This is a genomic window from Olleya sp. UBA1516, assembly GCF_002323495.1.
Taxonomy (GTDB): domain Bacteria; phylum Bacteroidota; class Bacteroidia; order Flavobacteriales; family Flavobacteriaceae; genus Olleya.
This window is the reverse complement of record NZ_DCQO01000016.1, coordinates 172,446-195,252: the sequence shown is the minus strand read 5'-3', so window position 1 is coordinate 195,252 and position 22,807 is coordinate 172,446. Positions and strand designations below refer to the sequence as shown.

Here is a 22,807-nt window from a genome sequence, read left to right as displayed (position 1 = left end):
GGTCTTGTATAAAAGTAACGATAATGAAAAAAATAACAATTTTATTAGTTGTATTATTAACCTTGACATCTTGTAGTGAGGATCTAGTCTTTAATAATCCTGCATTTATAGGATATAATGATGGCGAGTTATGGGAAGCAACAACCTACAGAGCTAATGTTGATGGCTCAGGAAATTTAACAATTACTGGTATTAGAGGTTTAGAGACTATAATACTTAAAACAAATGATACTGCCGAGACTTTGTACCTTTTAGGTAATACAACATCATCTGCAACTTATGAAAATGAGTTTGGTGATTTTTATTCAACTAATAACGTGCCTGACCCAGATTTACAAGTGTATCCTGCAGATGGTAAAATAAATATTTCTGATTTTAATATTATTGAAAGAACCGTTTCTGGAACGTTTACTTTTAACGTATTTGATAGTTCTGGTACACAAACAGAAAATTTTAATAAAGGGTATTTTTATAATGTGCCAATTTTAAGCATCGGAACAGTGGTAACGATAGATCCTTTAGTGGCTTGCCAAAATGCAACAGCAGTAGCGTTGACCACTCAAACTAATTACGAAGCAGTAGATGTTATGTCTGCAGATTATCCGCAAGTATGTAACTTTTATAAAACTGCATTAGAGAATAAAAAGCAACAATGTGGTGATACAGATGGATCGATACAAGATTTAATAGATGATTTAGGAGATTGTACTAATTAATCACCTTTAAATTATAATATTTAAGCCAACGCATTAGCGTTGGCTTTTTTTTTGTTAAATACTCTTAAGGCTATCACAAACCCTGTTAAATCGCTTGACAACAGCTGTCATTTGTGCTATATTGTAATTGTAGATGTCAAACAATATGCATCTTTAAAAAATATATTGAAATTTAAATGATCAAAGATATTATGAACTACAGCGAAAAAATTTCAAACAAGTTAAACGAATTATTAATTAAAAATTATGATGCCGAAAAAGGGTATTTAAATGCAATTGATAACGTAGATAATAATGAATTAAAAATGTTTTTTAAAAGACGTGCCTCAGAGCGTAGCGTCTTTGCAAAAGAACTAAGAACCGAAATTTTACAATATGGACAAATCCCTGAAGATTCTGGAAGTTTTAAAGGAACCATGCACAGAAATTGGATGAGCCTAAAATCAACCTTTACTTCAAATAATGAAGAAGCAATCTTAGAAGAAGCAATTAAAGGTGAGGAAGCTAGTCTTGAGGAATATGATAAATTGTTAAAAGAAAATAATTTGCCACCAACGATAGATAGCTTAATTGCTAAGCATAGAAACGCTATCCAAGCAGCAATTAATACCGAAAAAGTGCATGAAGAGCTAGTCTCATAAATGCATAATTATATTTTAAAAAAAGCCAGCATTTACATGTTGGCTTTTTTTTTGTTTACAACTGTTTGCTAATTCGCTTTAAAGAATTATAAATTCTATGTACTTTTATAGGCTCGTATTTTTCAGCACAAACTTCAAAGAAATCACAGCATGTACTTAATATTTGATACCGAAACCACAGGATTACCTAAGCGTTGGGATGCACCAATTACAGATACAGATAATTGGCCTAGATGTATTCAAATTGCTTGGCAATTACATGATGAGATGGGTAACTGTATCGAGCATCAGGATTATTTAGTACAACCAGAAGGTTTTAATATACCTTATGATGCTGAAAAAATCCATGGTATATCTACAGAATTAGCTCAACAACAAGGGATTCCGTTATCTGAAGTTTTAGAAAAATTTAATGTTGCGCTTAGTAAAACCAAGTATGTAGTCGGTCAAAATGTAAAGTTTGATTTAAATATTATGGGAGCGGAATTTGTTCGCGAAAGCGTAGAAAACCCTTTGCAAGAACTTCCGGTTTTAGATACTTGTACAGAGCAGACTGCAGAGTTATGCGAAATTCCAGGTGGACGTTATGGTAAATTTAAGTTGCCAACTTTAACAGAGTTGCATCAGTTTTTATTTGATCAACCTTTTGCAGAAGCGCACAACGCAACAGCAGATGTGGAAGCGACAACACGTTGTTTTTTAGAGTTAATAAGATTAAAAAAATATACAAAAGAGCAATTAGACGTTCAGCCAGAGTATTTTGAGCTTTTTAATAAGGCTAATCCGCAAACCATTCAGCTTATTGGATTAAAGCACATTAACCTTAAAAAGGAAAGTGCTAAAATCCAAGCGCAATTACAAAAGCGGAATACAAACGAGATTTCTTCTGCCGAAATTAAAGAAAACATCAAAGATCTGCAATCTGTAGATTTTGTTCATTTACATAATCACTCGCAATTTTCAGTTTTACAATCTACTATTAGTATTACTGATTTGGTTGATTTGGCAGCAGAGCAAGATATGCCTGCAGTAGCACTTACAGACCATGCTAACATGATGGGAGCCTTCCATTTTGTAAAGGCTATTAACGGTCATAATAGAGCTATAAAAGCTAAAAATGCAGAAGCAGAAGCGAGAGGAGAAACACCTAAAGCCAAAGAAATAAAAGGGATTTTAGGATGCGAGTTTTTTGTTTGCGAAGATCATACTGATAAAAGTAGAAAGGATAATGGGTATCAAATTGTCCTAATTGCTAAAAATAAAAACGGATACCACAATTTAGCTAAGCTATCATCGCATGCGTTTGTTGATGGTTTTTACTATTTACCACGTATTGATAAAAAATTAATAGAGCGGTATCGCGAAGACTTAATTTGCTTAACAGGAAACCTATATGGTGAGGTGCCAAGTAAGGTTTTAAATGTTGGAGAAAGTCAAGCTGAAGAAGCGTTGCTTTGGTGGAAAGACTTATTTCAAGACGATTTGTATATAGAGCTTATGCGTCATGATCAAGAGGACGAAAATCGTGTAAACCCAACGTTAATCAAGTTTGCTAATCAACACAATATTAAGCTTGTTGCAACTAATAATACCTATTACGGAAAACAAAGCGATGCTAATGCACACGATATTTTATTGTGTGTTAAAGATGGCGAAAAACAATCAACACCAATAGGTAGAGGTCGTGGTTATCGTTACGGTTTACCAAATCAAGAATATTATTTTAAGTCTTCAGAAGAAATGAAGGCATTATTTAGAGATATTCCTGAAGCGATTACCAATATCCAAGAAGTTGTAGATAAAATTGAAGGATTTGAGCTTGCTAGAGACGTATTATTGCCAGCGTTTGATATTCCAGACGAGTTTAAACATGTCGATGATGAGGTAGATGGAGGAAAACGAGGAGAAAATGCTTTTTTAAGGCATTTAACCTATGTTGGAGCTAAAAAACGTTATGGAGAAGAGCTGTCCGATGAGGTTATTGAACGATTAGATTTTGAACTTTCAGTAATTGAAAATACTGGGTATCCTGGATATTTCTTAATTGTAGAAGATTTTATACGCGAAGCCCGAAAAATGGATGTTTCGGTTGGTCCAGGACGTGGTAGTGCTGCAGGATCTGTTGTAGCTTACTGTTTATGGATTACAAATATTGACCCTTTATTATATAACTTACTTTTTGAGCGTTTTCTAAATCCGGATCGTGTAAGTATGCCAGATATTGATATCGATTTTGATGATGAAGGTCGTAGTCGTGTCATGGATTATGTAATAGATAAATATGGAAGTAATCAAGTAGCACAAATTATTACCTATGGTACTATGGCTGCTAAAAGTAGTATCAGAGATACAGCACGTGTATTAGATTTACCGCTTTTTGATGCAGATAGGATCGCGAAGTTAATTCCGACCATGTCTAAATTAAAAAAGATTTTTGGTTTAAGTGAAAAGGAACTAGGCCAAAAGTTTAGAGCTGAAGATTTAGAAAAAATTAACGAGCTTTTTAATATTTCGGAAGGTGATAATTTAGAAGCCGAAACAATAAACCTTGCTAGAAGTTTAGAAGGCTCTGTAAGAAATACAGGTATTCATGCCTGTGGTGTAATTATTACACCAGATGACATTACTAAGTTTGTACCTGTATCTACAGCAAAAGATTCAGACTTATATGTAACCCAATTTGATAACTCTGTAGTAGAGGATGCAGGATTACTTAAGATGGATTTCTTGGGTTTAAAAACGTTAACCTTAATTAAGGATACTGTAAAAATTGTGAAGGCTAAACATGGTATAGTTTTAGATCCTGACACTTTTCCTTTGGACGATGTTAAAACCTATGAACTCTTCCAGCGTGGAGAGACAGTTGGTGTTTTTCAATATGAATCTCCAGGAATGCAAAAACATTTAAAGGATCTTAAGCCTACCGTTTTTGACGATTTAATTGCAATGAATGCACTGTACAGACCTGGTCCAATGGAATACATACCAAGTTTTGTACGCAGAAAACATGGTGATGAGGATATTGAGTATGACTTACCAGCAATGGAGGAGTACTTAAAAGAAACCTACGGAATTACAGTATATCAAGAGCAAGTGATGCTTTTATCACAAAAGTTGGCAGACTTTACAAAAGGTGAAGCCGATGTCTTGCGTAAAGCAATGGGTAAAAAACAAATTGCGGTTTTGGATAAAATGAAACCAAAATTTGTTGAGCAAGCTAGTGCAAAGGGACATGATCCTAAAAAGTTAGAAAAAATTTGGAAGGATTGGGAAGCATTTGCAAGTTACGCCTTTAACAAATCCCACTCGACGTGTTATGCTTGGATAGCATACCAAACAGCATATTTAAAAGCGCATTATCCAGCAGAATATATGGCTGCTGTACTGTCTAATAACATGAATGATATTAAGCAGGTGACCTTTTTTATGGACGAGTGTAAGCGTATGAAGTTACCAGTACTTGGTCCTGATGTTAACGAGTCTTATTATAAATTTTCTGTAAATAAAGATAATGCTGTGCGATTTGGTATGGGAGCCATCAAAGGGGTTGGACATGGTGCAGTAATGACTATTGTTAATAATAGAAATGAAGATGGACCATATACGTCAATCTTTGATTTAGCTAAACGTATAGATTTACGTGCAGCTAATAAAAAAGCTTTTGAAAACTTAGCGCTTGCAGGTGGATTTGATGAGTTGGGAGACACACATCGTGCTCAATACTTTTTTAAAGATGGTAGCGAGTTGACCTTTTTGGAAAAAGCAATTAAATATGGAGCTAAGCATCAAGAAAACGAAAATTCGGCACAAGTTAGTTTGTTTGGAGGTGAGAGTGATGTGCAAATTGAAGAACCTATTATTCCAGAGTGCGAAACTTGGGGAACAATGGAAAAATTATCCAGAGAACGTGAGGTGGTAGGTGTCTATATTTCTGGGCATCCTTTGGATGATTTTAGAACAGAAATGAAATCGTTTTGTAATGGTAAAATTTCTGATTTTCATGATCTTAATCCGCATGTTAACAAAGAAATTACCTTTGGAGGAGTAGTAACAGATGTACAACATCGTGTTAGTAAACAAGGTAAAGGTTGGGCATTATTTACTATTGAAGATTATACAGACACCTTTGAGTTTAGGGTATTTGGAGAAGAGTATTTAAAACATCGTCCCTTTTTGTTACAAAATACATTTGTTCATGTTAAAGCATTTGTTAGAGAAGGATGGGTTAATAGAGATACTGGTAAAAAAAGTGAACCTAGATTACAATTTAATAGTTTTCAGTTGCTGCACGATGTTATGGAAAAAAACGTTCGTAAAATATCAATTCAGCTAAATATAAAAGAGTTGGAAGCAGAGAAAATTCAGTATTTAAAAGAGTTAATCTCCATGCATCCAGGTAATCATGCACTAAACTTTTTAGTCTATGACAATAGAGATAAAATTAAGCTAACCATGATAAGTAGAAAACAAAAAATTAAAGTGACTAATGAGTTGTTAAATGAGTTACAAGAGCAACAGATTCATTATTTAATTAATCAATAAAAAAACTTTTGTAAATTGTAAAGGTTAAAACCTTAATTTAGTAAAAGTCTAGTATGGATTAAATTGTAATTCATTCTAGCATAAGCCAAACCAATGCAGTAATAGTTAAAACAAATTGTTTGGTTGTAAGCTTTGGTAATATTTTTGACTAATATTGCATATTAACACGTAGTAAAACACAATTAAAACATAATATTATGGCATTAGAAATCACAGATGCAAACTTTGAAGAAACAGTATTAAAAAGCGATAAGCCTGTAGTAGTTGACTTTTGGGCAGCTTGGTGTGGACCATGTCGTATGGTTGGACCAATCATCGATGAATTAAGTACTGAGTATGAAGGTAAAGCCATCGTAGGAAAAGTAGACGTAGATGCAAATCAAGAATTTGCAGCAAAATATGGTGTACGTAACATCCCAACGGTTTTAGTATTTCAAAATGGTGAAGTAGTAGGACGTCAGGTAGGTGTAGCACCAAAAACAGCTTACGCTGAAGCATTAGACGCTTTATTATAAGTCAATGTTATTAAAGTATTGATAAAAGGTTTGCTGTAATGGCAAACCTTTTTTACTTTAGTTGAAACTATAATAAATGCCTAAAAAAATTAAAGGCTTTATTTGTATAGTGATATTAAACTTTAAGATTTAAACGATCAAAATTATAAAAAATGAGTAAAACAATAAAAGTACAAGATGCTATTGATGCTAAACTTTTAGAAGAGCGTAAAGTGTTTCTTTGGGGAATGGTAGATGATAAATCGGCAAAGCATGTTATAGATAGATTGCTGTATTTAGATAGCTTAGATACAAAAGATATTACATTATACATTAATAGTCCAGGTGGTTATGTAACCTCAGGATTTGCAATGTACGATTGCATAAAAAGTTTAAAAAGTGACGTCTCTACAGTATGTACAGGACTAGCAGCATCAATGGGTTCAATATTACTATCTGTTGGAGCAAAAGGAAAACGTTTTATTCAACCACATGCAAGAGTCATGATACATCAACCAAGTGGTGGTGCACGTGGTCAAGCAAGTGATATTGAAATTACAGCTCAAGAAATTGTTAAAACAAAAGAGCTAAGTGCTCATATTTTAGCAGACAACTGTGGTCAAACGTATGATAAAGTAATGAAGGATTTTAATCGTGACCATTGGATGGGAGCGGATGAGTCTGTTGCTTATGGTATTGTTGATGGTATAGCTGTGTAATGAAACTACAAGACGAACTTAATAAAGCAGGTGGATTTAAAAACCTCGAACATTTGGCAAAACAAGTGGTCGAGGGTTTTATATCTGGTATGCATAAAAGTCCGTTTCATGGTTTTTCTGCAGAGTTTGCAGAGCACAAAATTTATAATCAAGGTGAAAGTACACGTCATATAGATTGGAAGCTATTTGCTAAAACAGATAAACTGTATACCAAACGGTATGATGACGAAACTAATTTACGTTGTCATATTATTTTGGATAATAGTAGTTCTATGCATTATCCAAAAATGGACAACTACGCTTTAGAAAATTTAAATAAGATTGCTTTTTCTGCGTTAGCCTCAGCAGCTTTGATGCATATCTTAAAAAAGCAACGAGACGCTGTTGGATTAAGCATATATAGTGATGCATACGATTTTTACGCACCAGAAAAAGGTAGCGAGCGTCATCATCAAATGCTAATCCATCAATTAGAAGAAGCAGTTAAAGCAGACCCTAGGACTAGACAAACAGATACCTATGTGTATTTGCATCAAATAGCAGAGAAGATACACAGACGCTCTTTAATATTTGTGTTTACAGACATGTTTCAGGCTTCAACAAATCAAAAGAAGTTATTTGAAGCTTTAAGACATCTAAAACATAATAAGCATGAGGTGGTTTTGTTTCATGTGCATGATAAAAATAAGGAAGTTGCTTTTGATTTTAATAATAAGCCCAAAAAATTTATTGATATAGAAACTGGAGACTACGTCAATTTATATGCAGACCAAGTGAAGGATAATTATAAAAACGAAGTTTTAAATTATTTTAATGATTTAAAAATGAAATGTCTGCAATACAAGATTAAATACGTTAATGCTGATGTAAATCAGGCGTTTGACAAAATTTTGACTACGTATATGATCGAGCGAGAAAAATTTATTTAAAAAAAAATAAAAAAAAAGTAAAAAAAAGTTTGCGACATTGATGAAGAAGTGTATCTTTGCACTCGCAATAACGCAACGGTCTGGTAGTTCAGCTGGTTAGAATGTCGCCCTGTCACGGCGAAGGTCGCGGGTTCGAATCCCGTCCAGACCGCGAAAATTGCTAAAAGCTCCGATTTATCGGAGCTTTTTTTGGCAATAAAATTTAGTTGTGTTGTTTTGATAGATGTAGTAGTCTATCAAACTGGTAGAAAGCTAGTCAAATAGCTTGAACCGATGGAAAGCTTTCCTTTTTTCTTCTAGAAAATTGGGATGCTTTTTTGTTTTAGGTCACTTCGTCTATGTTATTTGCTTTTCATCGAATTATTTACTACTTTTACTCTATGTTATGATATTTTCGTCGGGCTTTAAAAGTTTCCCTCAAATATTAACTCTATTAAAGCTAATTAATTAATCTTCTTGGACATACAAATAATTAGTGTGTAATTTTGGTAAGCTATAGTATTAGCTTACTGTTAGTATATTTAAATTTTAAAATTAATATATAACTCAAAATTAACCTTAAATAATTATTATTATGAAATCCCTAAAAATTACATTAGTAGCAATCTTTTCTATCGTATTATTAACTGGAGTAAGCGCTTTAAACGATACAACACCAAACAAAGAAAATTCTAATACTGAAGTTAAAAAAGTAGATATTAAGTTGCTTGCAACTAATGGTATCAAAAAAGATAAAGTGCCATCTCAAGGATAGTCTATTGTTTTATTGGCATAGTGTTTTAAGCATTGAAAAATTATCAGTGCTATGTATACCTATATTTATCTATTTTATCCTAAATTTGGTTTTACCTTAATTTTGTAAATAGATTGATAAAATATTTTCCATTAGTAATTTTACTTTTTGCTAGTCTAGGTTTTAGTCAGAGTTCCGACTCAATATACTATTACAGAAACTTAGCTAAAAATGATCAAATAACTACTGAAGATAGAATTACCTATGCTAAAAAAGCAATTACATTATCTGCTAAAACGGATAGTGACTCTACTTTATTAAATAGTCAAAGGGTCTTATCTTTTTTATACATTATTGATGGGCAAATAGATAATATCAAATCAATAAACCTTGATAATTTATCTCTTGCTAAAAAAATAAAAGATTCGGTATCAATAGCAAATGCATACTATAATCTAGGCTACTCTTATGGTAAGACACAAAAAGTTGATAGTGCTTATTATTATTACTTTAACGCAGTTAAGCTTTATGATAAGTTAGAGGATTTTAAAAATTATGCTGCAGTTTTATTAAATATGGCTAATATCCAAGAGTCTGAAAGAGATTATATTGGAGCCCAAAATAATGTAATTAAGGCTATTAATGTTGTTGATAAACTTCAAAAAAACGACTATAATGTAGATACAGAATGGTCATTATATAACCTTATTGGTATAATATCAGGAGAGCTTCAGCAATATGATAACTCAATAGAATATCACAACAAAGCGATTAATAGTAGTAATAAACTAAAGGATAATTATTTCTACAAAATCTATTCTAACGTAAATATAGCTTCGACTTATCGAAAAAAAGGGGATTATAATCTTGCTATTGATAAGTACAATCAAATTTTAAAAAGTAGTAAACTGTTATCAGAGGATGCTTCGACTTATGCTTATGTAATAAACGATTTGGCGTACTCTAAATTTTTGCGTGGTAAGGATTTTAATAAAGAAATTGAAACCCTTTATAGACAAGCGTTTAGGCTTAGCGACTCTATTTTAGATAAAAATATAAAGATGTCTGTTAGTCTTAATTTTTCAGACTATTTTAAAACCATCAATCAACTTGATTCTGCAGCGATATATTCTACTACAGCATATACTTTGGGTAAAGAGTTAAAGCATAATAAGACTATTTTAAAAGCGCTTTATATTAAATCTGAAATTGAAAAAGGTGAAGCTTCTAAAAAATATCTCTTTGAACATATTAGACTAAATGATAGTTTGCTTTTTGCAGAACGATCAAGTCGAAATAAATTTATGAGAATTGATTATGAAACGGAAGAAATTAAACAAGAAAACCAACAAATCTCACGTCAGCGCTTGTGGTTACTTATTGTTTCTGGAGGACTATTATTTACATTGTTTTTTCTGTACATTATTAAAACCCAACGTGAAAAAAATAAAGAACTACAGTTAGAAAGACAGCAGCAAGAGGCTAATGAGGAGATATACAAGCTCATGTTATCTCAGCAAGATAAAATTGATGAAGCAAGAAGTTTAGAAAAAAACAGAATATCTAAAGATATTCATGATGGCATATTAGGAAAACTTTTTGGAGTAAGACTTAGTTTGGATGGGCTAAATTTAAGCGTAAATAAAGAGGCTATTGACAAAAGAAGCCATTATATAAGCGAGCTTAAAAATATAGAAGAAGACATCCGTAAAGTATCCCACGAGCTAAATACCGACTTTATAAAACAATCTGGTTTTTTGGATATTGTCAAGACTTTGGTTGATGCACAAATGAATGCTTATAAAATAGAGTATACCTTTTATGGAGACGATAGTATTGATTGGGATGCATTAAATAATAAAGTAAAAATTCACCTGTATCGTATTTTACAAGAAACGATGCAAAATGCATATAAACATGCCGAAGCAACTAAGGTGGATATATCATTTAAAATGGAAGCTAATGCATTAGTTTTTTGCATTTCGGATAACGGAAGAGGGTTTGATACACATAAAGCTAAAAAAGGCATTGGATTAAAAAATATAGAGGATAGAATACAAGAAATTAATGGCGAGCTTAAAATAAAAAGCCATGAAAATACAGGAACTAAAATTATAATTATTGTCCCTACAATTAATAATTAACCTATGGAAAGTAAAGTATTAAAAATATTAATGGTTGATGATCACCCAATGATTATTGAAGGTTATCAACACACATTATTAGCTACTAAAAAAGAAAATCAAATATTAGAAATTGATATTGCTACGGACTGTGACTCTGCTTTAGCAGCAATAAAAAAATCAAAAAATATTGGAAAGCCCTACGATATCTATTTTTTTGATATTAGCATACCTCAATCCTCAGATGGTATTTATAAATCAGGAGAAGATTTGGCCAAACATATTAAGCAGACACAACCAGAAGCTAAAGTGGTTATTTTAACCATGTTTAATGAGGTTTACAGAATACACAATATAATTAAAACAATAAATCCTGAAGGGTTTTTAATTAAAAGTGATTTAACATCAAGCGAGTTAGCTAGTGCTTTTGAGGTTATCCAAACAAAACCGCCATTTTATACAGGAACAATAAATACTATTATTAAACGAAGCATCTTTAATCCTATTGAAGTGGATGAGATAAATCACAAAATGCTTTACTATTTGTCATTAGGTATTAGGACAAAAGATTTAGTAGAGCCATTAGGCATTACTTTAAGTGCAATTGAAAAGCGTAAAAAAAATCTTAAAGAATTATTTATTGTGGACGATGGTAAGGACGAAACGCTTATTAGCATAGCTAAGGAGAAAGGCTATATTTAAATTTAAATGTTAAATTTTAGTTTTTTTTAGCTGTCAAAAATCTTTCAAACAACTTAGTATTACTAAAACTTGCGGTTTTAACCACAGTAACGTTGTGGTTTTAACCACAATAGGTAAATATAAGATTATATATATTTGTTATATAACTTAGTATAAAGTTAATCATTCCCTTCAAACTTCTGTTTGATTAATAGCATTTACATTTACACACTATAAAGCAACATTTAAGGATGTTGCTTTATCTTTTTTATACCATTAGGTGTTTATATTCCCAAAACGTAGCAATAAAATATCCAAAGTATACAATTGCTACTATAAACTTTAATAAGGTTCCTGTTATAAATCCTAAAAACGATCCAAACGCAGCTTTTAGTGCCTGATTATTATTAGCATTATTATATTTTTCGCCTAAAAAAGCACCAACAAATGGACCAATAATTATGCCTCCTGGAATAGGCGAGAATAAGCCAATAAATAATCCAATAGTTGTTCCAATGACTCCAGATCGACTACCACCAAATCGTTTGGTACCAATTGCAGGAATAAAATAATCTAAAGTAAATATAGCTATAGCCACAATACCTGTAATTATTAAAAACGTCGTGTCATTGGGTACAGCTGTAGTCATATATAAAAACAATAAGCCAATCCAACTTAATGGAGGACCAGGAATAATAGGTAATAAGCTGCCAGCTAATCCAAATAATATAAACATTAAACCTAACAGGCTAAATAAGATATCCATTTCTTTATTTTAATAATAAGACTGATTAAAAGAAAGATTGTTACAATTTTATAACTAAAAAATTAGTTTAAACTATATTTTTAGTTATATTTGAATCATTCAACTAAAAAGTTAGTTTAAAAAAAATGAAAGCACTTACCAAAGCAGAAGAGGATATTATGCAAGTTTTATGGCAGCTAGAAAATGCTAATGTTAAACAAATAATTGAGTTTTTACCAGAACCTAAACCAGCATATAACACAGTGTCCACCATTGTTAGGATTTTAGAATCTAAGGGGTTTGTAGATTATAAAAAACAAGGAAAAGGACATATTTACTTTCCTGTTTTAAAAAAACAAGATTACAGTAATCAATCGATTACTAAATTGGTGGATAATTATTTTCAAGGTTCGTTTAAAAGTATGGTCTCTTTTTTTGTTAAAAAAAATGACATTAGTTTAAACGAGTTAGAGACCGTATTAAAGGAGATTAATAAAAAAGAATAGTCATGATAAGTTATTTGTTTCAGAGTGTTTTATTTCAGCTATTATTTTTAATAGTCTATGATTTGTTTTTAAAAAGAGATACTTTTTTTAATCACAATAGGTTGTATTTGTTAATTACATCTTTATTGTCATTAGTTATTCCCTTGGTTAAAGTTAGTGGGTTTAATAACCTAATAGATACATCGTCTATAATAGTATTACCAGAATTAGTTTTAGGAAATTTAAATAATCAATCACTAACATATGCGTTAAGTAATACTGTATTTACAGTAACTAATGGATATTTATTGGTCACATTATTTATTTTTATTTTATTTATTATCAAGCTAATTAAGATTATAAAACTTATCCATCAAAATCCAAAAGGCCAATACCATAATTTAACTATTGTCCATTTAAAAGATACAAACACTGCCTTCTCTTTTTTTAATTATATCTTTTTAGGAGATACATTAACAACCACTCAGAGGCAATCTGTTTTTGAACACGAAAAGATACATGCCAAACAAAAACACACCTTTGATTTGTTGTGGTTTGAGGTCTTAAAGATTGTGTTATGGTTTAATCCTTTAGTGTATTTATATCAAATCAGAATTAGTAATATTCACGAATTTTTAGCGGATCAAAATGCAGTAAAATTCAATAAATCGGAGTATTATCAACAATTATTGCAGCAAGTTTTTAATGTTAAAACGTATGCTTTTATCAATCCATTTTTCAATCAATCATTAATCAAAAAACGAATCATTATGTTACAAAAATCAAAAACAAAACAGACACATTTAGTTAAGTATTTATTATTAATTCCTATGGTTTTAGGAATGTTGGTCTATTCATCTTGTTCCAACCAAAGTGAAGTAACCAAAGACCCAATAGTAAATATACAAACCGAAACATTAGATGTAAACAATAGTAAGCAAATTGGTGTAGACGTGCCATTTTCTGCTATTGATCAATCCCCTTTATTTGAAGCCTGTAAAACGCTTGTTGACAAAGACCAACAAAAAAAATGTTTTTCAGATCAAGTATCTAATCATGTCCTAAATAATTTTAATACTAAATTAGCTGATAATTTAGATTTAAAAAAAGGAATTACTAAGGTGTTTGTAAGTTTTAAAATAAGTAAAACAGGAGGGATTATTGATGTCATGTCAAGAGCAGAACATCCGGATCTTGAGGCAGAAGCCAATCGTGTAATAAATAATTTACCTAAAATGACACCTGGTATGCATGAAGGTAAAGCTGTAGATGTTATTTACGGTTTACCAATCGCGTTTAAAATTAAATAAATGAAAACCTTTAGTGTCATAGTCAGTATTTTGTTATTTATTAGTGTTAAAGCTCAAACATCCATTCTAGAAACTGCAGATAGTTTATATAATCATGGAAATTACACTAAAGCAATCCAATTTTATTATCAGTTAGATAATACTGCAGATTATACGGATAAAATAGCCAAATCCTATCAATATATAGGCAACTATGACCAAGCAATAGGCTACTATAATAAGGCAGTGTTAAATAGTCCAAATAATCTTTTATTTAAGTTTGAATTAAGTAAATTATTGTTTCAAAATGGTCAATTAGTTCAAGCTAAAACCCATTTGATGGACCTAATAAAAGCAGATCAATCTAACCCTAATTACTACTATTATTTAGGGTTGGTTGGTAATGCTTCTGACGATTTTGAAACTGCTCAGAATAATTTTTTAAAAGCCTTTCAACTGGATCAAACACATCAAAAAGTAATTTTTGAATTGGCTAAATACAGTCTCCAAAAAAGAGCATTTAAAAAAGTTGAAGATTATGTAAACAAAGGGTTAGAATCCTATCCTAATAACAAACAATTAATAGGGCTTATTGCGCAAAAACACTATTTAAATAATGAATACCATGAATCCATAAGTCAATTTTTAAAACTCTTAGATTTGGGCGAAACAACTAAGTTTGTCTACGAAAAATTAGGGTATTGTTATGGTAAAATTTACTATTACAGTAAGGCTATAAAATATTTAGACCTAGCTTTAAAGTCAGACCCAAAGGATGCTAATAATCATTATTTATTAGGTATTAATTATGAACAAATCCGTGAATACGATTTAGCCGAAAAGCATGTTTTAGAAGCAATTAAACTGCAGGATCAACCCTTGGATGAGCAGTATGCTAAATTAGGCGTTTTGTACAATTTACAAGATAAACCAGACCAAGCGATTCAGGCTTTTACTAATGCAATAAAAGAAAATCCAAAGTCAGAGTCCAATTACTTTTTTAGGACGTTTACAAAATTGGATTATTTTAAAGACCTTGACGCTAAACAAAAAGAGGTTAAAAAGTATATTGATCAATTTCCGGACAGTAAATATTCAGAAATATTAAAGGTCAAATTAGCGACGTATAAAAGCGAAAAATTTCAAAATAAAACCGAATAAATTCATGTTGTTAGATCATCGGTATAATTGGATTTTTATCTAGGATTTATACCTTAAATCAAATTTATTAGTATAATTAATAACTTTGTATGAAAAATACTATATATTGAAATGTATTAAATTTCTATTATTATGAAAAGATGTCTACCCTTGATTTTTGCTTTATTAAGTTTTGCAAGTATAGTAAATGCACAAACCGCTAATGATTGTAAACAAACCTGCACAATTGATAAAATAGTTTACGAAACTGCTTTTTTAGGTGTTCAGTTTGGTAGTCCATGTGATAAAGAAAGTAAAACAGATCAAGGTGTTATTATCTTAAAAGTAATAGATAATACTGCTGCTGCAGAAAACAACTTGCAACCCTACGACTTAGTTTTGGCAATAGACGATTTAGAAGTAAATAGAAGAGGTGATGCTATGAATGCTGTAAAAGCTTATCAGCCTTTTGATACTGTAAAGTTAACGATTCAACGTGACGGAAAAATAAGTGTAAAAACAATCACATTAGGCGCTAAATCATCCAAAGTAGTTCAAGAAGAAGTGTGCTGCGATGCAATAACAACTACCTTATCTAAACAAAACATTAGTCTTTATCCAAATCCTGCAGTAAGTCAGTTAAATGTGGCTTTTAAAGCGGTCCTTCAAGGCGAGTATAATTTTGCTATTTACATGACCAATGGTGTACTTGTTAAACAATACAAAAAACGCTTTACTAAAGGTGATTTAACCGAAGTCTTAAATGTAGATAAACTAGAGGATGGTGTCTATGTATTAAAAATTTCAAAAGACAATACAACCTATTCTAATCTGTTTGTAGTTAAAAGAAATTAATAACATACCAGTTTCTGTCATTTAAAAAAGTTGTACTTTTCGGCTATATTAGTTAATTATGAAGCAAATAGCTGTTTTCTTACTGTGTTTGATGTTGGCTTCTTGTCAATATTTTGATGTAGAGAAGACCTCTTCTGAAGCTATTTTAAAAAAAGAACTCAAAACTTTTAATTGGAAAGAAGTAGACAGTTATCCAAGTTTTAAAACTTGCGATACTTTACAGTCAAAATTAGATGCCAAACAGTGTTTTGAGACAACCTTAGCTAATCATATCTCTAGTAAATTGCAAGAACAAACTATTATTGTATCTCAGGATATTAATGACACAATTTTATTATCCTTATTAATTTCAGAAAAAGGAGAATTAGTTATAAATGCTATAGAAATAGATAGTGTTACTACCCTAGAAATTCCAGAAATTAAAAATATAATTACCAATAGCTTGGATACGCTACCTACAATTTATCCAGCTATCAAACGTGGACAACAGGTAAAGTCTCAGTTTAAATTACCTATAGTTTTACGGGTTAATTAATGGTGGTTATTAAAATCTAATAGCAAACTTTTTCATTAGTCTTAAAATTTCAACATACAACCAAATTAAAGTGACTAAAAGTCCCCAAGTAGCCATCCACTCTTTGTACTTGGACGCTTTGTTTTTTTGTCTTTCTATGTAATCAAAATCTAGTAAAAGGGATAATGCAGCAAAAATGGCTGCAAAAATATTAAAACCAATAGCTAGCCAAGAGGTTCCCCAAATAAAAGATTTAATTCCAAAAAAGCTTAAAATCCAAGAGATAATATATACTACAAATATAGTCGTGCACACGGTAATAATAACACTTTTAGTGGTGTTTGTTACTACAATTAAACGGGTTTGATATAAAAACAAAACCACAAAAAAGGTTACGATGGTTACACCTATGGCTTGATACGGTAAATCCGGAAACCTAGCCTGAGCATAAGCAGTAATGCCACCAAGAAAAAAACCTTTTGCGACAGCATATAATGGTACTAAAACATGAGCCCACTTTTGTCTAACAGGAAGCACAATACTAATAACAATAGTAGCAAGCATACCTCCAGAAGCAAACCATTTAATATTGGTTCCGTTGGCATAAAGCTTCCAAATAGCAACAACAATAGTTGTTATAACTAGTAAACAAAATAAGGTTTTGGTCATAATACCTTTAACTGTCATTTTTTGACCAGAAGCAGGATTTTGATTTTTCCAAAAGTAATTTGTAAATGCTGGATTAGAAGTTTTTTCTAAATAACGCATGTTATAAATTTAACTTATAGCCTAAAGCAAGATCCAAAGGAAAGTTACCTTCGTTATCTATAAAAGCTGCAAATAACGAATCCACAACAAGCGTGATATACCCATTTCCTAATTTGTAATCGGCTCCTAAACCAAAAATTAAAGGCACATCAAAGCCAGAATTTTTTACTTCATCAATAATTATTGTTTCCGTATTATTAGGGTCCTGATAGGTAATAGTAGTTTTAGATGTAGTAAAAGTAGCAAACTTAGTTTGTCCGTAAATATTAAAGCTTGGTTTGTTTAAAAATCTAAAGCGGTAACCTAAAGCAATTTGGGTTGCGCTATATTTAAAATCGTCAGTATCTCCTGCACTACGTATATTTAAAAATCCAGAATGTTTTGGTGTTGGATTGTCCTGAAATACTTCCAATTCTGCTCCAAAAAAGGGTACAGATTTATTGTCTGGATTAACCACAAAAGGATGATTGGTTAAACCGCTAAAAATACCAACTCTAGTTTTTAATTTTGGCTTATCGCTATTATATGTATAATTAGCATCGCTTGATGCATTGGCTTGGTTAATAAAATCTTTTAGACTGTAAAGTGTTAGTTTTACTTTGGACGCATCTTGACCTGTTGTAGCCTTTAAAGTAGTTTGATAAGCATTATCATATTTATTGTCTGCACCTTTAGTGTTTGTCAATTCTGTTAAGGCTTCATTTTGACCTTTAATAAAGTAACGATAACGTCCTTCAAAGGTGTTCCATAACAAGTCGTAGTCACCTTCTACCTCTGTCTTAAGTTCAATTTTTTCGTTATTAAACGTATACTTATTTTGTGCAATAGTAAGCGTTGTAAAGCTTAAGGCTAAAAATAAAACTAGGGTTTTCATAATGCTGTAGTTTGGTTTAATGCTAAAGTAAATGTTTTTGGCTGAAAAAGCTGAAAAAGCTATTTCTTAAATGTTCGATTTTTCCATTTATAGGTTGTAAACATAGATATAAAGGCAATATAAACACTAAAAAATGGGTAAATAAAACAGCTCCACAAATAATGCTTAAGCAATTCTTCTTTATTAAATAATTGGCAGGCTTTATAAATTAGTATAAAGTCTATAGCTACTTTTATAAAAAACAGATAAGCAAAAGGTTTTAATGCAAATAGTCCTAAAGCCACTAATAGTAATCCAATTACAAGACTAGCATTCATTAGTAATACTAGTAGCCCAACAATTTTGGCAAAATTATTCTTGTAATTACTAGTTTTGCTAGCCCAACGTACACGCTGTGATATTAAGTTTTTAAGATTACTTTGTGGTTTTGTGGTAACTATAGCTTGATTGTTTTTTAAATATAGAATGCTTTGATTATCAGTTTTTACAGCTTTTTCCATTAAAAAAATATCATCACCACTGGCAATATTTGTATTGCCTTCAAAACCATTTAGTTGTTTAAAAAACTGTTTTTGATAAGCTAAATTTGCGCCATTACATAAAAATGGTTTATTAATGCCAAAACCACCAATGGTAGCACCAATTAGACTTAAAAAATCTAAAGTTTCAAAATAATTTAATAGTCCTTTGTTTTGATTATAGCATACTGGTCCAGCAATCATTTTTACAGTATGACTTTGTATAAAGTTATCAAAACTATCCAACCAATAAATGGGTACAATACAATCTGCATCTGTGGTAATAATCCATTGGTGTTTAGCTTGTTTAATGGCAGATGTTATAGCGTCTTTTTTTGGTGAATTTGTTTTACGTTGATTGTCTATTATTTTAATGTTATACTGAGTGGTTTGGCTATGAGATAGTTGATTTTTAATGGTTTTAACCGAATCATCTTCTGAGTCGTCATTTACTAAAACAACCTCAAATAAATGTTTAGGATAATTTAAGTTTAAAAGAGAGTCTAATAATTCCGGTAAATTTTCGGCTTCATTTCTAAACGGAATAATTACCGTAAACGTGGTCTTTGGAGTAATATCTTGTAGTCTAAATTGTTTTACTTTATCAAAACCTAGTACAAAAAAGCCTATTAAAAACAGATACAGAATAGTAATGATTACAAAGGTGATTAGCATTTAATGTTAGTTTTTATTGGATTAAAGCGTAAAACAAAATAACTTCCAATTAGGCTTGGTAATGCAAAATTAAGACACCACATAATTAACGCACAGCTTAAAACAGGAAGTTCTGCAATGTTAGCAAATCCAAATAAATAAATGGCAACGCTTCCTTTTATAACCACATCAAAAATTGAAATAGTCGGAATAATAGACGCTAGTAAATACAGTGTTGTAATTACTACCATAGCATTAGGATAACTTATTTCAATTCCTAAAAGGATTAAAATATAATAAAACTGAAAAGAGAATATTATATATCGTACTAACGATAGTACAAAGCCAATTGTAATGTAAGGTAAACCTAATGTTTTGATATAATTTGTTATTTTTTGAATAGAAAACCACTTTATTTTATACTTACTTTGTTTTAATACAAATAGTGTTATTACAACAATAGTGATAGCTATAAGTAACCCTCTTGATATTTTATTAAAATCAACAGTTATGTCGTACGTATTATAGTATAAAATAAAACCAATAACGCCTAAAATAACTGTAATACCCATTTGCATCATATTACTAATTAAATTGATTATTAATATGCGTTTTCGGTCTGCTTTTGGGTAATAAATGGCTTTGGCACCATATTCTCCAATACGGTTAGGTGTTAATAAAGATGCTGTTAAGGCACCTAAACTTTGCTCTGAAGCTTCAAAAACCGACAGAACCTTAAGCTTGGATACTAAAAAACGCCATTTTATAATTTCTATAAACCAGTTTAAACCACTTAAAAAACTTAAAATCACTATGTTTTTTAGACTAAACAGTTTGTTTTGGTTTAAAAAGAGAATAAAATGACTAAAATTTAAAGTGTCATTATATAGTAGTTTTTGGTAGATAAAATAAAATGCACCAACAACTATACTTAATTTAATAAGTACAAAAAAGAATTGTTTAGTTTTGTAAGGCAAGTTGCTGTGCATAAAAGTTGCGCCAATGTTGACGTTTGCAAATTAAACTAAATATTACACAATGTTATCTACTATCAAACACTATTGCTTACTATTAATTGCTGTTTTTGCTTTAAGTACAGCAGACGCACAAATAGAAACTAGTAAATGGAAAGCCTTATTTGCTGTAGGTTTTAACAGTCCATCACAAGACGGATTGGTGACTCCTTTTGAAGCTAACAGTATTAATTTTCCAACCATAAATTTAGGTGTCCAACGTATGTTTACGCCACAATTAGGAGCAAAATTAGACTTTGGTTATAACCGTTTTGCAAATGCAGATAATACACCAGAGTTTAAAACAAACTACACACGTGTAAATTTGCAGTTTGTGTATGATGCTACACGCAATTTTAATTTTTTACCGTTTGGAACAGGAATGTTATTTCATGTTGGTCCTGGTTACTCTATGATAAAACCATTAGGAGATTATGGTGATAATAAAACCTCGTTTTTAAATGCAATGGGTGGCATGGAGTTTCACTATGGAATAAGTCAAACAGTTTCAGCGTTTGTGGATGCCTCTTATATATTAGGTTTTGCAGACAATTTTGACCCAATCACAGAAGGTTATGGGTCTTTTAATGGCAATATGTTAACTGTAACTGTTGGTGTAGCTGTATCATTAAGCGGATGTTATACATGTAACTAAATGAGTAAAGAACAAATTATACTAGGTATTGATCCAGGAACAACCATTATGGGTTTTGGTTTAATAAAGGTGGTTAACAAAAAAATGAGTCTTATTCAATTAAATGAATTGGATCTTAAAAAATACGATGACCATTATTTAAAGTTGAAATTAATTTTTGAACGTACCATAGAGCTAATTGAAACTCATCATCCAGATGAGATTGCTATCGAAGCACCTTTTTTTGGTAAAAACGTACAAAGTATGCTTAAGTTAGGTCGTGCACAAGGTGTGGCTATGGCTGCAGGATTAAGTCGTGAAGTACCAATAACAGAGTATGCACCAAAAAAAATTAAAATGGCAATTACAGGTAATGGTAATGCTAGTAAAGAGCAGGTTGCTAAAATGTTACAAAGCATGTTGGGTATTAAAACCTTACCCAAAAATCTAGATTCGATGGATGGACTTGGAGCAGCTGTGTGCCATTTTTACAATCAAGGACGTGTAGAGATTGGTAAAAGCTATACAGGTTGGAGTGCTTTTGTAAAGCAGAATGAAAAGCGTGTTAAAAAGTAGTAACACTTATATTTTACAACTAATAGCTTAATAATATGTCAGGAATATACATACACATACCGTTTTGCAAGCAAGCCTGTCATTATTGTGACTTTCATTTTTCGACGTCCATGAAAAAGAAAGATCAGCTTATTTTCGCTTTAGCGAAAGAAATGGAATTACGTAAAGACGAGTTTAAAAATATAACGGTAGAAACCATCTATTTTGGAGGAGGTACACCAAGTGTTTTGTCTGCAGACGAATTGCAATACTTGATAGATAGTGTCTATTTAAACTATAAAGTCACAGATAATCCAGAAGTTACCTTAGAGGCAAATCCTGACGATTTAAACGAAGAGGTTATAATCAAGCTCTCTAAAAGTCCTATTAATCGTCTGAGTATTGGTATTCAATCTTTTTATGAAAAGGATTTAAAACTAATGAATCGTGCACACAACGCACAAGAAGCTAAGCGCTGTTTGCAATTAGCAACCCTATATTTTGATAATATAAGTTTAGACTTAATTTATGGGATACCAAATAGTACAAATGCAGAATGGTTGGACAATATACAAACTGCATTAAGCTTTGGTGTGCCACATATTTCTAGTTATGCCTTAACCGTTGAGCCTAAAACAGCACTAGCTAGTTTTATTGCAAAAGGGATTATAGATAACGTGGATGACGATTTGGCACACGAGCAGTTTCATATTTTAATAGAGCAATTAGAGCAAGCAGGTTTTGATCATTACGAGTTATCCAATTTTGGTAAAAAAGGCTTTTATAGTAAAAACAATAGTGCCTATTGGTTAGGTAAACCATATTTGGGGATTGGACCTTCTGCTCATAGTTTTAATGGAGATCAGCGTGCTTGGAATGTAAAAAACAACGCGATTTATATCTCCAAAATTAATCTTAATCAATTACCATTGGAGGTAGAAACCTTAACTGTAAATGATAAGTATAATGAGTACGTCATGACTGGATTACGTACTATTTGGGGAGTTTCGTTAGATAAAATTGAAAAACAGTTTGGAGAATCTTTTTTGGAATACTTGTTGCAGCAGGCTAATCAGTATATAAACAAACAAATGTTGTATATTGAGGATAACAACTTAAAAACAACAAAAACCGGTAAGTTTCTAAGCGACGGAATTGCTTCGGACTTATTTAAAATTATCTAAT

The 22,807-nt window shown here is 31.3% G+C and carries 22 protein-coding genes and 1 tRNA gene; 18 read left to right on the top strand and 5 right to left on the bottom strand.

Features of this window, described 5'->3' with window-relative positions:
• The first annotated feature begins 23 nt into the window (after positions 1–23).
• The 10 genes from B2989_RS09935 (at position 24) to B2989_RS09890 (ending at position 11,599) form a co-directional block, all read left to right on the top strand.
• Positions 24–716 carry a DUF6252 family protein gene (locus B2989_RS09935; protein WP_292948005.1) on the top strand — a complete coding sequence of 231 codons (693 nt, stop codon included), beginning with the start codon at positions 24–26 and terminating at the stop codon, positions 714–716.
• A 191-nt stretch (positions 717–907) separates the two neighbouring features.
• The gene (locus B2989_RS09930) at positions 908–1,357 is read left to right on the top strand and encodes a ferritin-like domain-containing protein (protein ID WP_292948100.1); all 450 of its coding nucleotides are present in this window, start codon (positions 908–910) and stop codon (positions 1,355–1,357) included.
• A 150-nt stretch (positions 1,358–1,507) separates the two neighbouring features.
• Complete coding sequence (gene dnaE, locus B2989_RS09925) at positions 1,508–5,899, top strand: DNA polymerase III subunit alpha (RefSeq protein WP_292948004.1); 4,392 nt, start codon at positions 1,508–1,510, stop codon at positions 5,897–5,899.
• 158 nt (positions 5,900–6,057) lie between these two features.
• Complete coding sequence (gene trxA, locus B2989_RS09920; protein ID WP_261375478.1) at positions 6,058–6,414, top strand: thioredoxin; 357 nt, start codon at positions 6,058–6,060, stop codon at positions 6,412–6,414.
• A gap of 152 nt (positions 6,415–6,566) precedes the next feature.
• Positions 6,567–7,112 (top strand): ClpP family protease, encoded by a 546-nt coding sequence (locus tag B2989_RS09915; protein ID WP_292948003.1) that lies wholly within the window; start codon positions 6,567–6,569, stop codon positions 7,110–7,112.
• Positions 7,112–8,041, top strand: a complete 930-nt coding sequence (locus B2989_RS09910) for a DUF58 domain-containing protein (RefSeq protein ID WP_292948002.1) — start codon at positions 7,112–7,114, stop codon at positions 8,039–8,041. The genes B2989_RS09915 and B2989_RS09910 overlap by 1 nt, the downstream gene beginning before the upstream one ends.
• A 77-nt stretch (positions 8,042–8,118) precedes the next feature.
• Positions 8,119–8,192 (top strand) — tRNA-Asp (locus B2989_RS09905).
• Between the two features lie 423 nt (positions 8,193–8,615).
• Positions 8,616–8,795 (top strand): hypothetical protein, encoded by a 180-nt coding sequence (locus B2989_RS09900; RefSeq protein WP_028283267.1) that lies wholly within the window; start codon positions 8,616–8,618, stop codon positions 8,793–8,795.
• 113 nt (positions 8,796–8,908) lie between these two features.
• Positions 8,909–10,918, top strand: coding sequence for a tetratricopeptide repeat-containing sensor histidine kinase (locus tag B2989_RS09895; protein ID WP_292948001.1), 2,010 nt, complete (start codon positions 8,909–8,911; stop codon positions 10,916–10,918).
• A 3-nt stretch (positions 10,919–10,921) separates the two neighbouring features.
• A complete protein-coding gene (locus B2989_RS09890) occupies positions 10,922–11,599 on the top strand; it encodes a response regulator (protein ID WP_292948000.1) in 678 nt (225 codons plus the stop codon).
• A gap of 247 nt (positions 11,600–11,846) precedes the next feature.
• Here B2989_RS09890 and B2989_RS09885 read toward each other — a convergent pair whose 3' ends face one another.
• Complete coding sequence (locus B2989_RS09885; RefSeq protein WP_292947999.1) at positions 11,847–12,344, bottom strand: DUF456 domain-containing protein; 498 nt, start codon at positions 12,342–12,344, stop codon at positions 11,847–11,849.
• Positions 12,345–12,469: 125 nt separating this feature from the next.
• Between B2989_RS09885 and B2989_RS09880 the strand changes: the two genes are divergently transcribed.
• The 5 genes from B2989_RS09880 (at position 12,470) to B2989_RS09860 (ending at position 16,627) form a co-directional block, all read left to right on the top strand.
• Entirely contained in the window at positions 12,470–12,829 is a 360-nt protein-coding gene (locus B2989_RS09880; RefSeq protein ID WP_292947998.1) for a BlaI/MecI/CopY family transcriptional regulator, read from the top strand.
• Between the two features lie 2 nt (positions 12,830–12,831).
• Positions 12,832–14,118: a M56 family metallopeptidase gene (locus B2989_RS09875; protein ID WP_292947997.1), complete on the top strand. Its 1,287-nt coding sequence runs from the start codon at positions 12,832–12,834 to the stop codon at positions 14,116–14,118.
• The gene (locus B2989_RS09870; protein ID WP_292947995.1) at positions 14,119–15,258 is read left to right on the top strand and encodes a tetratricopeptide repeat protein; all 1,140 of its coding nucleotides are present in this window, start codon (positions 14,119–14,121) and stop codon (positions 15,256–15,258) included.
• A 132-nt stretch (positions 15,259–15,390) separates the two neighbouring features.
• Positions 15,391–16,092 (top strand): PDZ domain-containing protein, encoded by a 702-nt coding sequence (locus B2989_RS09865; RefSeq protein WP_292947994.1) that lies wholly within the window; start codon positions 15,391–15,393, stop codon positions 16,090–16,092.
• 58 nt (positions 16,093–16,150) lie between these two features.
• The gene (locus B2989_RS09860) at positions 16,151–16,627 is read left to right on the top strand and encodes a hypothetical protein (RefSeq protein ID WP_292947992.1); all 477 of its coding nucleotides are present in this window, start codon (positions 16,151–16,153) and stop codon (positions 16,625–16,627) included.
• Between the two features lie 9 nt (positions 16,628–16,636).
• Here B2989_RS09860 and B2989_RS09855 read toward each other — a convergent pair whose 3' ends face one another.
• Genes B2989_RS09855 through B2989_RS09840 form a run of 4 tightly spaced genes read right to left on the bottom strand, consistent with a single transcriptional unit; the run spans position 16,637 to position 20,409 of the window.
• Positions 16,637–17,374 (bottom strand): Bax inhibitor-1/YccA family protein, encoded by a 738-nt coding sequence (locus tag B2989_RS09855; protein ID WP_292947990.1) that lies wholly within the window; start codon positions 17,372–17,374, stop codon positions 16,637–16,639.
• 1 nt (position 17,375) lies between these two features.
• Positions 17,376–18,248 carry a hypothetical protein gene (locus tag B2989_RS09850; protein WP_292947988.1) on the bottom strand — a complete coding sequence of 291 codons (873 nt, stop codon included), beginning with the start codon at positions 18,246–18,248 and terminating at the stop codon, positions 17,376–17,378.
• A gap of 59 nt (positions 18,249–18,307) precedes the next feature.
• Positions 18,308–19,441, bottom strand: a complete 1,134-nt coding sequence (locus B2989_RS09845; RefSeq protein ID WP_292947986.1) for a glycosyltransferase family 2 protein — start codon at positions 19,439–19,441, stop codon at positions 18,308–18,310.
• Positions 19,435–20,409, bottom strand: coding sequence for a hypothetical protein (locus tag B2989_RS09840; protein WP_292947984.1), 975 nt, complete (start codon positions 20,407–20,409; stop codon positions 19,435–19,437). The genes B2989_RS09845 and B2989_RS09840 overlap by 7 nt, the downstream gene beginning before the upstream one ends.
• Positions 20,410–20,458: 49 nt before the next feature.
• Between B2989_RS09840 and B2989_RS09835 the strand changes: the two genes are divergently transcribed.
• From B2989_RS09835 to hemW, 3 genes are read left to right on the top strand one after another with little or no spacing between them, the layout of a single operon-like run.
• Positions 20,459–21,088 (top strand): outer membrane beta-barrel protein, encoded by a 630-nt coding sequence (locus B2989_RS09835; protein ID WP_292947982.1) that lies wholly within the window; start codon positions 20,459–20,461, stop codon positions 21,086–21,088.
• Positions 21,089–21,643: a crossover junction endodeoxyribonuclease RuvC gene (ruvC, locus tag B2989_RS09830; protein ID WP_292947980.1), complete on the top strand. Its 555-nt coding sequence runs from the start codon at positions 21,089–21,091 to the stop codon at positions 21,641–21,643.
• 35 nt (positions 21,644–21,678) lie between these two features.
• Positions 21,679–22,806, top strand: coding sequence for a radical SAM family heme chaperone HemW (gene hemW, locus B2989_RS09825; protein WP_292947978.1), 1,128 nt, complete (start codon positions 21,679–21,681; stop codon positions 22,804–22,806).
• Position 22,807: the final 1 nt, after the last annotated feature.